Here is a 14350-nt window from a genome sequence, read left to right as displayed (position 1 = left end):
GACAAGTGGCGTTCATGACCAGATGTGTGGCGTCCGTGCCGGCCTTTTCGCTGACCAGCCGGTTTGCACAATAACCGAGGCCGCCCCGCGATTTTGTGATCGACATCAATCCCTGTGGAAACGAGCTTGCTCGCGAAGAACGCGCCGCCGATCTTCAGTCGAACATGAACAGCGCATCATTGCTGAACTGCGCTTCGAACCGGCCCGCCGGCATCGGCCGCCCGAACAGATAACCCTGAACCTCGTCGCAGCCATGCTCGCGCAGGAAGTCCAGTTGCTCATGGGTTTCCACGCCCTCGGCGATTACCGCCAGATTCAGGCTGTGGGCCATGGCGATGATTGCCCGGGCGATCTGCGCGTCCTGCTCGCCGGACGGCAGGCCGTCGACGAAGGTGCGGTCGATCTTCAGCACGTCGATCGGGAATTGCTTGAGGTAGTTCAGCGACGAGTAGCCGGTGCCGAAGTCGTCGACTGCAATGCTCAGGCCGAGGTTCTTCAGACCGGCAAGAATCTGCATCGCCTCGCTGACTTCGCGCATCAGGATACTTTCCGTCAGTTCCAGCTCCAGGCAAGCCGGCGGCAGGCCGGTCTCGCGCAGGATCGTGGCGATCCGCGTGCCGAGCTGGCCGTCGGAGAACTGCCGCGCCGAGATGTTCACCGAGACCTTCGGTACGCGCACACGGTTCTGGTGCCAGGTCTTGAGCTGACGGCAAGCCTCGCTGATCACCCAGTCGCCGACGTCCACCACCAGCCCGAGTTCCTCGAGCACCGGTATAAAATCCCCCGGTGGCACCAGCCCGCGACGGGGATGACGCCAGCGCAGCAGGGCTTCGGTGCCGGTCAGGCGTTTGCCGTCGCCGCTGAACTGCGGCTGGTAATAGAGCACGAATTCATTCTGCTCCAGGGCGTGGCGCAGGTCGCTTTCCAGTTCCAGACGTTCCAGCGCACTGGCGTTCATGTCGGCCTGATAGAACTGGAAGTTGTTCTTGCCGCGCTCCTTGGCGTGGTACATCGCGGTGTCGGCGTTTTTCATCAACTGGCTGAGTTCATTGCCGTCCTGCGGGCTCAGGGCGATACCGATGCTGGCGGTGACGAAGAACTCGCGCCCCTCCAGCACGAACGGTCGCACCAGACTGCCAAGAATCTGTTCGGCCACGTGGATCGCACGGTTCAGCGCCATTTCGCGGCTGGAGCGGTGTTGCAGCAGCAGGGTGAATTCGTCGCCGCCCATCCGCGCCACGGTGTCGTCATCATCGACGCAGGCCAGCAAGCGCGTGGCCATGTCCTTGAGCATGCGGTCGCCGGCGGCGTGGCCGAGGGAGTCGTTGATCGGTTTGAAACGGTCGAGGTCGAGGAACATCAGCACCACCCACGACTTCTGCCGTTCGGCCGATTGCAGCGCGGTGTGCAGACGGTCCTGGAACAGCGTGCGGTTCGGCAGGTGGGTCAGGGCGTCGTAGTAGGCGAGGCGGTGAATCCGCTGCTCGCTGGCCTTGCGCTCGCTGATGTCGCTGAAGAAACACACGTAACTGGCCAGGTCGCCCTCGTCATCGAGCACGGCGGTGATGCCGACCCACGCCGGGTAGTGCTCGCCGTTGCGGCGCTTGAGCCAGACTTCACCTTCCCAGGTGCTGTGCTGGTGCAACTGCTTGAGCACGTAGCGCAGGTGTGCGTCCTGCTGTTCGTCGACGGTCAGCATGTTCGGCAGCTGGTCGAGCACTTCACCCACCGCGTAACCGCTGACCCGGCTGAACGCCTCGTTGGCCTGCACGATGTAACCGGCCGGGTCGGTGATCAGGATTGCCGAGGTCGAGTGTTCGAATACCGTGGCCGCCATGCGCAGGTCTTTCTCGGCGCGGCGCTGCTGACTGATGTCGCGACCGACCCCGAGCACGCCTTCGAAGGCGCCATGCTCGTCCCACACCAGCACCAGGCGCAGTTCGATCGGGATCTTGCGGCCGTCGGCGCGCAGGCAGTCGAACAGGAACAGCTGGGTCTGCACCTGGCTGCGCAAAATCACCAGTTGTTCGGGTTTGCCCAGGGCTTTGCTGACGCGATCCATCAGGTGATAGATGCCGCTCAGTTGCTGCGGGTTGGCGATGGTCGACTGCCAGCCGTTCTGGAAAATCCACTCGGCGTCATAACCGAGCACGGCTTGCACCGAGGGGCTGACGTAGTTCAGCGAGAGCTTGCTGTCGGTGGAGAAAATCACGTCGCTGATGCTTTCGGCGAGCATCCGGTAGCGCTGTTCGCTGTCACGCAGGGATTCGCTGGCTTCGATCTGCTCGGTGATGTCCTTGGCCACGCCGATGATCCGCGTGACCTGATCGTGCTTGTCCCGGGCCAGCGCCTGTTCGCGAATATCGAAGCGCCGCCACTCGCCGTCGCGATGACGGAAGCGCAGCTGGCATTGCAACAACTGGCTGTAACCGGCGTGACGCTGCATCTGCCGTGAGCGGTGGTAATAGTCGGCGTCTTCCGGGTGCAGGAGAATTTCCCAGAAGTACTCGCCCATCTGATGCAGTTCGGTGCGGTTGTAACCGAGGGTCTGGCCGAGGTGATGATTGCTGAAGATCATCCGCTGGCTGATCACGTCCTGCACATACAGATGATCCGGCACGGTGCGCACCACATCCGACCAGAAACCTTCGCGCTCCAGCAGCGACAGTTCGATCAGCTTGCGGCTGGTGATGTCGTTGATGCTCAGGATCACGGCCTTGTAGTCGTGCTGTTCCTGCGGCAGGCGCAGCACCAGCCACAGGTGCTGGTCGCGGCCATTGATGTCCGGCAGTCTGATTTCCAGTTCCAGCTGCTTTTGCTGCTGCAGCACCGCGTCGAGCACCTGATTGCCGATGGCGCACTGACTGTGCGGCTGACCGTCGATCAACAGTTGCCAGGCGTGGTCGCAGGAATTGACGTTGAGCAGTTGCAGCGCGACCTGGTTGACCTCGGTCACCCGCAGTTCGTGGAGCAATTGCTGGCGCTGTGCCGGCTGGTCGAGCCAGGCCTTGAGCTGGTCGCTGGTCTGGATCTGGGCCCTTTCGAAAACCTGTTTGAGCCCCGAAAGATCCAGCACGCACAACGCCACGCCGGTGCCTTCGAAAATATCCTGATAACGCCGACGCCCCTCATGCACCTGACGCTGACGGCGACGCATGTTGAGCAGGGCGATAAACGGCAGCAGCGACAGCGCCAGGCCCAACAGGCATTTGCCGATGAACGCCGGCAGCAGTTGTTCGAGCACATGCTGGCGGTCGAACAGGCCACGCAGTTGCCAGTCGCTGCTGCTCAGCGGCACTGTCAGCACGCTGTTGGCGAGATCGTCCGGGGTCAGGACGCTGGTGCTGCCGACGGGCATCGCTTCGTCGCGGCTGATGATCTGATGGTTGATGCGGTTTTCCACCAGCCACAGAGGACGGATGCCTGTTTCGCCTTGTTTGGTCAGTGCTTTAAAGAAGGTGGGTGTCAGCCGCAGCGCCCAGTAACCGCGAGTGCTGCCACTGGCCTGATGCAGCAGCAGATGCACCACCGAACCGTCTTCGTCGTTGCTGAAGTAATGCGCCTGAGCGCGACTGCGGCGCACCAGATCGCTGAGGTAATCGGCGTCATGGCTGTCGGCGGCGCTGTCGCTGAGGATCTTTCCGGACGGGCTGAGCAGGGCCAGGCTGCGCAGGTCGGGCAGTGATTTCTGAAGTTTGCGCAGGAGTGCCTGCTGTTCGTCGGCCGACTGCGGTTGTTCGACGATCGGTAGCAGGTTGAGGGCGATCTGCGCGTTCAACGCCATGTTCAGGCTGACCTGAGCGGCGAGGTCGGCGGTGTAGTCGATGGTGTACTGACGCTGGTTTTTCTGGGTTTCACGCAGTTGATCGAGCAGTTGCCAGAACAGCAGCGCCAGCAGCAAAAGCACCAGCGTCGCCAGCGCGCCTTTCAAGGTTCCGCGCAGGGACGAGCCGGGCGCCGGTTGGGTGCTGCTCACAGAGGCTGGCGGAGTGACGTTGGACAAGCTGTAATCCTGCGGTCTGGCTGGACTGGCGCGACGTGCACTATAAGCCGGACGCCCAAGAGGCGGCTAGCATGCCTTGAGTTGTGGCGAAGTGCCAGCCCCACTCGGCTGGACTGCCTTCCGTCATTAAGGTAGCTTTGCCGGTTACGCGGGAGCGTTCCAGCTCCTAGACTCAGACTTTTTCAGCGCGCACGCATTGATGACCATCAAGTGAACGACGCGCATCGGTCTGGCCGGGCATCGCCTGCGCTCCAATCATTCATCTGTCACTGACCCAAGGTTCTCCATGGCTCAATACGTCTTCACCATGCATCGGCTGGGCAAAGTTGTTCCGCCGAAGCGGGAAATCCTGAAAAACATTTCGCTGTCTTTCTTCCCCGGCGCCAAGATCGGCGTACTCGGCCTCAACGGTTCGGGTAAATCCACGCTGCTGAAAATCATGGCCGGCGTCGACACCGAGTTCGAAGGCGAAGCGCGCCCGATGCCGGAACTGAACATCGGTTACCTGCCGCAAGAGCCGCAACTGGATCCGACCAAGACCGTGCGTGAAGTGGTCGAGGAAGCGGTCAGCGTGATCAAGGATGCGCAAGCGCGTCTGGACGAGGTCTACGCGGCCTACGCCGATCCGGATGCCGACTTCGACAAGCTGGCCGCCGAACAGGCCAAGCTCGAAGCGATTCTGCAGGCCAGCGACGGTCACAACCTGGAGCGCCAGCTGGAAGTCGCCGCCGATGCGCTGCGTCTGCCGGCCTGGGACGCCAAGGTCGAACACCTGTCCGGTGGTGAAAAACGTCGTGTGGCCCTGTGCCGTCTGCTGCTGTCCGCCCCGGACATGCTGCTGCTCGACGAACCGACCAACCACCTGGACGCCGACTCCGTTGCCTGGCTCGAACACTTCCTGCACGATTTCCCGGGCACTGTGGTCGCGATCACGCACGACCGTTACTTCCTGGACAACGTCGCCGGCTGGATTCTGGAACTCGACCGCGGCGCGGGTATTCCTTACGAGGGCAACTACTCGGGCTGGCTGGAAGCCAAGTCCGATCGTCTGGCCCAGGAATCCAAGCAGCAATCGGCCCACGAAAAAGCCATGAAGGAAGAACTGGAGTGGGTGCGCAAAGGCGCCAAGGCCCGCCAGTCGAAATCCAAGGCTCGTCTGCAACGCTTCGAAGAAATGCAGTCGCAGGAATTCCAGAAGCGTTCGGAAACCAACGAGATCTACATCCCGGCCGGTCCGCGCCTGGGTGACAAGGTCATCGAATTCAAGAACGTCACCAAGGGCTACGGCGATCGCGTACTGATCGACAACCTGTCGTTCTCGATGCCCAAAGGCGCCATCGTCGGCGTGATCGGCGGTAACGGTGCCGGTAAGTCGACCCTGTTCCGCATGCTGATGGGCAAGGAAACCCCGGACTCCGGCAGCATCGAGATCGGCGAAACCGTGCAGCTTGCCTGTGTTGACCAGAGCCGCGAAGACCTGGACGGCAGCAAGACCGTGTTCCAGCAGATCTCCGACGGTTCCGACCAGATCCGCATCGGCAACTACGAGATCCCGTCGCGTACCTACGTCGGTCGCTTCAACTTCAAGGGCGGCGATCAGCAGAAGTTCGTCAAGGACCTGTCCGGTGGTGAGCGCGGTCGTCTGCACCTGGCGTTGACCCTGAAGGAGGGCGGCAACGTCCTGCTGCTCGACGAACCGTCCAACGACCTCGACGTTGAAACCCTGCGTTCCCTGGAAGAAGCCCTGCTGGACTTCCCGGGCGCCGCCATTGTGATCTCTCACGATCGGTGGTTCCTTGACCGCGTCGCGACTCACATCCTGGCGTACGAAGACGACTCGCAAGCGGTGTTCTTCGAAGGCAACTACACCGAGTACGAAGCCGATCGCAAAAAGCGCCTCGGCGAAGCAGCGGCCCAGCCACACCGGGTACGCCACAAGAAACTGGCCTGATTACGGGTTGGTTGCATGAAAAAGCGGAGCCTTCGGGCTCCGCTTTTTTTTGCCTGCAATGCAGACTGTTTTATACCTTGTGTACTATTTGTTTTCATAAATGCGACATTTTTGTCTGTTGCTGTGTACATGTCGTTTGTTACAGTCCGGCTCAATCGCTTCCAACGACAACAAATCTGCCGAGACTTTTCCCATGATCGAATCCGTCGAATCCTTCCTCGCCCGTCTGAAAAAACGCGATCCGGATCAACCCGAATTCCACCAGGCCGTCGAAGAAGTCCTGCGCAGCCTGTGGCCGTTTCTCGAAGCCAATCGGCACTATCTGACCTCGGGGATTCTGGAGCGCATCTGCGAGCCGGAGCGGGCGGTGGTGTTCCGGGTGTCGTGGGTCGACGATCAGGGCAAGGTGCAGGTCAATCGCGGTTTCCGCATCCAGATGAACAGCGCTATCGGCCCATACAAGGGCGGTTTGCGCTTCCATCCTTCGGTGAACATGGGCGTACTGAAATTCCTCGCCTTCGAACAGACCTTCAAGAACTCCCTGACCTCATTGCCCATGGGCGGCGGCAAGGGTGGCTCGGACTTCGATCCGAAGGGCAAGAGCGACGCAGAAGTCATGCGTTTCTGCCAGGCATTCATGAGCGAGCTGTACCGGCACATCGGTGCCGACGTGGACGTGCCGGCCGGTGATATCGGTGTCGGCGCACGGGAAATCGGTTTCCTGTTCGGCCAGTACAAGCGCCTGAGCAACCAGTTCACCAGCGTGCTGACCGGCAAGGGCATGACCTACGGCGGCAGCCTGATTCGCCCCGAAGCCACCGGTTTCGGTTGCGTGTACTTCGCCGAGGAAATGCTCAAGCGCCGCGAGCAGAGCGTCGAAGGCAAGCGCGTGGCGATCTCCGGTTCCGGCAACGTCGCGCAATACGCGGCTCGCAAAGTGATGGATCTGGGCGGCAAGGTGATTTCCCTGTCCGACTCCGAAGGCACGCTGTATTGCGAGGCGGGCCTGAGCGAAGAACAGTGGCTGGCGCTGCTGGAACTGAAGAACGTCAAGCGTGGGCGGATCAGCGAATTGGCGGCGGCATTCGGCCTGGAGTTCCGCGCCGGTCAATTGCCATGGTCGTTGCCGTGCGACATCGCGCTGCCATGCGCGACCCAGAACGAGCTCGACGCCGAATCCGCGCGCACCCTGCTGCGCAACGGCTGCATCTGCGTGGCCGAAGGCGCGAACATGCCGACCACCCTTGAGGCTGTGGATATCTTTATCGAGGCCGGGATTCTGTTTGCGCCGGGCAAGGCCTCGAATGCCGGCGGCGTAGCGGTCAGTGGGCTGGAGATGTCGCAGAACGCCATGCGCCTGCTGTGGACCGGGGGCGAAGTGGACAGCAAGTTGCACGGGATCATGCAGTCGATCCACCACGCCTGCGTGCATTACGGTGAGGAAAACGGCCGGATCAACTACGTCAAAGGCGCGAACATCGCCGGCTTCGTCAAAGTCGCCGACGCGATGTTGGCGCAAGGCGTAGTTTAAGAACGCTCTATACGGATCACTTCAATCAGTTGATCGCCGGCCGGGCGCTGCCACAGCACTTCATCGTTGAGCCGCGCGCCAAGCAGCGCACGGCCCAGCGGTGAAGCCCAGTTGATCAGCCCGTTGGCCGCATCGGCCTGGTCTTCACCGACCAATTGCACCCGGTGCTCGGTGTCGTGTTCGTCGGCGTAGGTCACCCAGCTGCCGATCTGCACTTTGTCGGTAGATGTCGGGGCCGGTGCGACCTGAGCACTGCCGACCCGTTGATTGAAATATCGCAAATCCCGTTCGAGATCGGCCAGCCGCTGTTTGTCAGCCTGTTCGCCCTTGGCCGACTGCTCGGCGTGCAGGCTTTGCAGCTCGGCGACTTTTGCCTGCAATTGGGCAAACCCTTGCGGCGTGACGTAATTGGGCTGGGTGCTGACCTGCCGTTCGACCGGCTGATCGGCTTGCGCAGCGGCATTGTCTTCGTTGACGAAAGCGCGACTCATGGTGGGCTCCTGTTATAGCCGTTGGGCCATGGTCGCAGGCAAAAGGTTTCGCTGGATGTCTGGAAGCGACCTACTGCGAACGATAAGCCCGCGCGGCGCCCTGATCCTTCTCCTGCTGCCAGGCGCGCTCGCGTTCGTCCCAGTGTTCGTTGCGATACTGTTCGCGGTCCTTGTTTTCCAGCATCGCCTGACACTGGCGGAAACCGTCGCTCCAGCCCTCGGCGTATTGCTTGTCCTTGAGATAACGCGGCACATTCTTGCGAAATTCGCCGCTGATCGAACCGGCGGCCTGACGACCGCTGATGCACCCGTCATCGAAACCGTCGGCGAACGCCGGTGGATAACCCTTGGCAATCAAGTCTTCGTGGGTGCTCTGACAGCCACCCAGCAACAGCAACACGCCCGCAAACACCGCACACCGCCACATCACACTCTCCCGGGCCGTCATACGGCTGATAGGGAAAGTCTAGAAGCGGATTCGTCGATGGGGCGTGAAAGAAAGATCAAAACCTCAGTAGTGATACCACTTCACTTCCAGCATCACTTCGGTCTCCGGTGTTGCCAGATGGCTGAACTCGCGCTGCGCACTCAGGCGCAGGCCGAGGTTGCGCGACAGTTCCCACTGTTGGTTCAGACTCAGGCTACGGCGCACTTCACCGTTGAAGAAGTAATCGCCTTTGGCCTCCAGGCTGAGATTGCCCAACGGGTTTTTCCACAGTACGCCGGTATTGAAACCGCCTGCGGGGGAAACGAACTCGGCGAAATCATTGTTGTGTTCAACGCGCACCGTGCCGAGGGCAAAACCCAGCACATCGTCGCCCAATGCCCAGGTACCGCCACCGCCGCCGTTGACATGGCTGACCAATGTCTCGTCATCGTGCTTGCCCGGCACACGCTCAAGACCGCCGGTGACTTGCCAAGACAGCGGCTGCAACAGCGCATTGCGCGGCGTCAGTGAGCGGATGGTCGCCAGATCCAGTTGCTGGAATTGCCAGTGATTGCCTTCGTACTGGCGCAGCTTCATCTGCAGGATTTCGATCTGTGCGCCGAGGGGGAAACTCTCCGCGTTGTCGTTGAGGTCGTGATAGGCCATGCGCAAGCCGTACTCGCCGAACGCGCGGTCACCCCGAGTGCCGAGACCGGCCTGCCAGGTGCGCGATTCATGGCCGTCCTCGGGCAGGCCCGGTTGGGGAATTTGCAGCTCCGGCGCCGGGTTCTTGTTGATCGCTCGCAGCAATTCGAAACTGCGTTGCGCTCGCTGTGGATCACGCTCCTGGCCGTTGGCGCGGTAGCGCTCCAGCCGATACGCCGCGTCAACAATCAGCGCCTGGCGATCCCGGGGCAGGGCCTGGAAGGCTGGATCCTGCAATTGCTGCTGGTCGGCGCTGACTTTCAGCACCCAGTCCTGTTCTTCGCCGCTCAGGGGCTCGGCACGGCTGAGCAGTTCGCGCTCGCGGGACGGACGATATTCGATGTGCTCGACCAGCCCGGCTTCCTTCACCGCTTTGACGGTGTCGGTGGGGATCGCCGTCAGCGGGAATTGCTCGGTCAGTCGCAGGCTCGGACGGGCGACTTGCAACAGTTCGAGCAGGCGATAGGAGCAGTTTTCATCGAAGAAGAAATAGTCGAACTGGATCTGCTTCAGCTCCCACACATGCTCGACCATGCGCGCGGTTTCGGCTTGCGTCAGATTGAGCCGGTACTCCCACAGGTCGCGGTTTTCCAGGCTGCGGTATTCCGAGAGTTTTTCCTGATAAGGCACGAGTGCGAACAGTCCCGGATAACCACCCATCAGGCCTTTCCAGGCGTAAAGAATGCTGTTGTCCGAGCCTTCGATGTAGGCGCCGAAGTTGATCGCGTAACTGAGCAGCGAAGTCTTGTCGCTCTGCACGTCGGCCTGGTCGATGCGCAGCAGGGTATGGCCGAACATCGACGACGGGCTGTTGAGATAGGCCGCCGGGAAAATCATCACTGCGCTGTGGGGCGAGACGTCCTTGAACCATTTCTTGAATTCGGCGCAGTCCGGCGCCGGTAAGTCGGTCAGGTTCAGTTGATCTTTCAACCAGCGGGTGCGTGCCGGGTAGACGCACTGGGCGTGTTGCTCACCGAGGCTGGCGGGGGCGTACAGCGCTTGCACGGTGGCGGCCAGCTCATGGTCGGGGTGTTCGTTGCCGTCGGGTGCGAGGAAGAATTTTTTGTCGCTGACATAGCTGCGCCAGCCACCGAGCTTGGCGGTTTCGTAATGACCGAGGGAAATCCAGAAGCGGTCGTTGGCCAGTTGCTGCAAACGTTGAGGGTCGATGTGAGGCGCGGCGGACAGCGGGGCGCAGACACACAGCGCCAGCCAGGCAAGGCGTTTGAGCATAAATGGCAACTTAAGTCGAAAAGAAATAAAGCCCGGGAAGGGCGGGCCTAAAAAATAAAACCCGCTTCCCGAAGGAAGCGGGTGGGTCGAGCTTAAGCCTGAGTCGCGTACTTGGCCAGACGTGGGTCTGCCTTCAGAACGGCCAGGGTGTTGGTATGCACGTCTTCAGCGGTCACGTCAGCCTTGCTGAAGATCTGCTGGAAGTGCTCGTGAGTGACGGCGGCGAAGTGCGCACGGTCTTCCGGCGCCACGCCCAGTACCACGGCATAGGTCGTCAGCGCTTCGCCGTTGCCTTTTGCCATGTCTTCGGACAGCTCGTTCATCATGCCATTCATGGCAAACCAGGATTTGCCGCCATAGGTCAGCGAAGCGTTGGTGGAGCAGCCGTTGGTGCCGGACGTCATGCCGAACGTCGCGTTGCCGGAGGTGCCGTTGGTGGTGGATGCCAGGAAGTGTGCCGGGGTGCCACGCTGACCTTCGAACAGCATGTTGCCCCAACCGCAATCCGGGCCGCCTGGAGCTTGCGCCATGGCGTTGATGGATACAGCGGTGAAGAGAGTACCGAGAAGAATCCGTTTCATAGCTTTGTTCTCTTTGTGTGCATACCAATGGACAGGGTTCTGGCCGGCTCTAAACGTAAGCTGCCTGCGCGACGATCATGCTGCGTTGAAAACAGGCTCGGAATGCTCATGTAGGACCCTACACTCCGCTTCCTCGCCTGTTTTCGCCTTGCCTGATCGCCGCTCGGCGAGCTTACGTTCAGAGCCAAACGAAGCCAGTGGGCCGGTATTAGTTCCAGCCGCGCAGTTTGGAGTTTAGGCACGTTCCGAGGGTTCCGTGAGTTTTTGCACAATATTTGGAATAAACCCCGGTTTCACGGGGCGGGGCCGCGTGCAGGGCGGTTGTCTATGCTTTGTCGTGTGGCGCGCCTTGCCAGTGGGGCTCGGGCAGCGCCAGAATGCCGCTATCTGCCCCGCCTGATTGTTAAGGAAGCCCGATGCCTGATCCTGTTGCTGCCAGCTTGCGTCTAGCGCCCGAAGCGCTGACCCGTCCGTTTTCCGCTGAACAGTTCAGCTTCACTACCACCAATGATCTGGAGCCCTTTCGCGGTGTGCTCGGCCAGGAACGTGCGGTCGAAGCCTTGCAGTTCGGTGTGGCCATGCCACGCCCCGGTTACAACGTATTTGTCATGGGCGAGCCCGGCACCGGCCGTTTCTCGTTCGTCAAACGCTACCTGAAGGCCGAAGGCAAACGCCTGCAGACCCCGGCGGACTGGGTCTACGTCAACAATTTCGATGAGCCGCGCGAACCCCGCGCTTTGGAGCTGCCATCGGGCAGCGCCGCTGCTTTCATCGGCGACATCAACGGCCTCATCGACAACCTGCTGGCGACCTTTCCTGCGGTGTTCGAGCACCCGTCCTACCAGCAGAAAAAAAGCGCCATCGACCGCGCCTTCAACCAGCGCTACGACAAGGCGCTGGACGTCATCGAACGTCTGGCCCTTGAAAAAGACGTCGCCCTGTACCGCGACAGCAGCAACATCGCCTTCACCCCGATGCTTGAAGGCAAGGCGCTGGACGAAGCCGAGTTCGCCCAGTTGCCGGAGGCCGAACGCGAGCGTTTTCATGACGACATCTCCGGGCTCGAAGAGCGCCTGAACGAAGAGCTCGCCAGCCTGCCGCAATGGAAGCGCGAGTCGAGCAACCAGCTGCGTCAGCTCAACGAAGAAACCATCACCCTGGCCTTGCAGCCCTTGCTCGCACCGCTGTCGGAAAAGTACGCGGAAAATGCGGCCGTCTGCGGTTACCTGCAAGCGATGCAGGTCTATCTGCTGAAAACCGTGGTCGAGCAACTGGTCGATGACAGCAAGACCGATGCGGTCGCGCGCAAGCTGCTGGAAGAGCAATATGCGCCGAGCCTGGTGGTCGGCCATCCGGCCAGCGGCGGTGCGCCGGTGGTGTTCGAACCGCATCCGACCTACGAAAACCTGTTCGGCCGCATCGAGTACACCACCGATCAGGGCGCGCTCTACACCACCTATCGCCAGTTGCGTCCGGGTGCGTTGCACCGCGCCAACGGTGGTTTCCTGATTCTTGAAGCGGAAAAAATGCTCGGCGAGCCGTTTGTCTGGGATGCGCTCAAGCGCGCCCTGCAATCGCGCAAGCTGAAGATGGAATCGCCGCTGGGCGAGATGGGCCGTTTCGCCACCATGACGCTCAACCCGCAGCACATTCCGTTGCAGGTAAAAGTGATCATCATCGGTGCCCGTCAGCTGTATTACACGCTGCAGGACCTTGATCCGGACTTCCAGGAGATGTTCCGTGTTCTGGTGGACTTCGACGAAGACATCCCGATGGTCGACGAAAGCCTGGAACAGTTCGCCCAGTTGCTGAAGACCCGCACTTCGGAAGAAGGCATGGCGCCATTGACCGCCGACGCGGTGGCGCGTCTGGCGACTTACAGTGCGCGTCTGGCCGAACACCAGGGGCGTTTGTCGGCGCGGATCGGCGATCTGTTCCAGTTGGTCAGCGAGGCGGATTTCATCCGGCATCTGGCCAACGATGAAATGACCGACGCCGGCCACATCGAGCGTGCCCTGAAGGCCAAGGCCACCCGCACCGGCCGGGTGTCGGCGCGGATTCTCGACGACATGCTGGCGGGGATCATCCTGATCGACACCGACGGCGCCGCAGTCGGAAAGTGCAACGGCCTGACCGTGCTCGAAGTCGGCGACTCGGCGTTCGGCGTGCCGGCGCGAATTTCCGCCACGGTGTACCCGGGCGGCAGCGGCATCGTCGACATCGAGCGCGAGGTCAATCTCGGTCAGCCAATCCACTCCAAGGGCGTGATGATCCTCACCGGGTATCTGGGCAGCCGTTACGCCCAGGAATTCCCGCTGGCGATTTCCGCGAGCATCGCGCTGGAGCAATCCTACGGCTACGTCGATGGCGACAGTGCGTCGCTGGGCGAGGCGTGCACGCTGATTTCGGCGTTGTCGAAAACCCCGCTCAAGCAGTGCTTCGCGATTACCGGTTCGATCAACCAGTTCGGCGAAGTGCAGGCGGTGGGCGGGGTCAACGAGAAGATCGAAGGCTTCTTCCGTCTCTGCGAAGCACGCGGGCTGACGGGCGAGCAGGGCGCGATCATTCCCCAGGCCAACGTTGCCACGCTGATGCTTGATGAAAAGGTGCTGGCGGCGGTGCGTGCCGGGCAGTTCCACGTTTACGCGGTGCGTCAGGCCGACGAAGCGTTGAGCCTGCTGGTGGGCGAGCCGGCCGGTGAGCCGAACGAAGAGGGCGAATTCCCGGAGGGCAGCGTCAACGCGCGGGTGGTGGAGCGTCTGCGGGTGATTGCCGAGATGATCAGTGAAGAGGATCTGAAAGAAGCCGAGAAGGAACTGGCGCAGGAGGCGCTGGCGGAGGCCAAGCCGGCCTGAGTCAGCGGCAGTCAAAAAACGGGAGCCTTGGCTCCCGTTTTTGTTTTGTCGCGAACGTCGGCAAAAGTGCCATCACTCTGGCGTCAATATTCACACAATGACCATTCGGCGCCTTCTGGTTCTGTGCGGCTTGCGCGGCGGACTTTTCTTCTATTCTCTGCTCAAGGACATCGACAGTATCACTGGATCGAAACAGCTCTTCAGCAAGGGCTGAACACCGGCTTTACCGAGGGTCGCCGCCATGTCGCGCAACCTCTGCCTCACCCGTCAGTGCCTGGGTCTCGTGACCCGTATCGAATGCGCCATCAAGCCGTTGGCCGGCGATAACGGCATGTGGACGTTGCTCTTCGCCGCCGGCATGGCCGGTGAACAACCTTCCGCCATCAAGGCCCAGGGCCCGTTCCACGGACCGATCGCCGCCGAGTCGATTCTCGACACCATCGTTGAAAGCCTGACGATGCACGGCTATGAGCTGGCCAATGATCCACAGATCTGGTCGTTGCATCTGCAGGCGCAGTTGCGGCAGATCAACGGTGGACGCGGACGCAGCATCGGCACCTTCGACCATTAGCG

Annotated in this window: 9 protein-coding genes; 4 read left to right on the top strand and 5 right to left on the bottom strand. The window is 61.2% G+C overall.

What is annotated here, in order from left to right; genetic code table 11:
* Positions 1–154: 154 nt before the first annotated feature.
* Positions 155–4003: a bifunctional diguanylate cyclase/phosphodiesterase gene (locus ACEN93_RS12630; RefSeq protein WP_039771736.1), complete on the bottom strand. Its 3849-nt coding sequence runs from the start codon at positions 4001–4003 to the stop codon at positions 155–157.
* 286 nt (positions 4004–4289) lie between these two features.
* Here ACEN93_RS12630 and ettA point away from each other — a divergent pair, with 286 nt between their 5' ends.
* Both ettA and gdhA read left to right on the top strand, forming a co-directional pair.
* Positions 4290–5954 carry an energy-dependent translational throttle protein EttA gene (gene ettA / locus ACEN93_RS12625; protein WP_007950976.1) on the top strand — a complete coding sequence of 555 codons (1665 nt, stop codon included), beginning with the start codon at positions 4290–4292 and terminating at the stop codon, positions 5952–5954.
* Between the two features lie 193 nt (positions 5955–6147).
* Entirely contained in the window at positions 6148–7485 is a 1338-nt protein-coding gene (gdhA, locus tag ACEN93_RS12620) for an NADP-specific glutamate dehydrogenase (RefSeq protein WP_495611469.1), read from the top strand.
* Here gdhA and ACEN93_RS12615 read toward each other — a convergent pair.
* From ACEN93_RS12615 to ACEN93_RS12600, 4 genes are all read right to left on the bottom strand, one after another.
* The gene (locus ACEN93_RS12615; protein ID WP_103385464.1) at positions 7482–7976 is read right to left on the bottom strand and encodes a GreA/GreB family elongation factor; all 495 of its coding nucleotides are present in this window, start codon (positions 7974–7976) and stop codon (positions 7482–7484) included. The genes gdhA and ACEN93_RS12615 overlap by 4 nt on opposite strands.
* 70 nt (positions 7977–8046) lie before the next feature.
* A complete protein-coding gene (locus tag ACEN93_RS12610; RefSeq protein WP_007950973.1) occupies positions 8047–8403 on the bottom strand; it encodes a hypothetical protein in 357 nt (118 codons plus the stop codon).
* An 84-nt stretch (positions 8404–8487) separates the two neighbouring features.
* Positions 8488–10341: an Lnb N-terminal periplasmic domain-containing protein gene (locus ACEN93_RS12605; RefSeq protein ID WP_495611468.1), complete on the bottom strand. Its 1854-nt coding sequence runs from the start codon at positions 10339–10341 to the stop codon at positions 8488–8490.
* Between the two features lie 92 nt (positions 10342–10433).
* The gene (locus tag ACEN93_RS12600) at positions 10434–10922 is read right to left on the bottom strand and encodes a DUF3015 domain-containing protein (protein ID WP_007950971.1); all 489 of its coding nucleotides are present in this window, start codon (positions 10920–10922) and stop codon (positions 10434–10436) included.
* A gap of 416 nt (positions 10923–11338) precedes the next feature.
* Here ACEN93_RS12600 and ACEN93_RS12595 point away from each other — a divergent pair, with 416 nt between their 5' ends.
* Together ACEN93_RS12595 and ACEN93_RS12590 are read left to right on the top strand one after the other, a co-directional pair.
* The gene (locus ACEN93_RS12595) at positions 11339–13777 is read left to right on the top strand and encodes a Lon protease family protein (protein ID WP_039771728.1); all 2439 of its coding nucleotides are present in this window, start codon (positions 11339–11341) and stop codon (positions 13775–13777) included.
* A 241-nt stretch (positions 13778–14018) separates the two neighbouring features.
* Positions 14019–14348: a PA4575 family protein gene (locus ACEN93_RS12590; protein WP_007950969.1), complete on the top strand. Its 330-nt coding sequence runs from the start codon at positions 14019–14021 to the stop codon at positions 14346–14348.
* Positions 14349–14350: the final 2 nt, after the last annotated feature.

This window comes from Pseudomonas sp. Pseusp21 (assembly GCF_059492145.1).
Note: the sequence above shows the minus strand (reverse complement) of the source record. Positions and strands in the feature narration are given on the sequence as shown.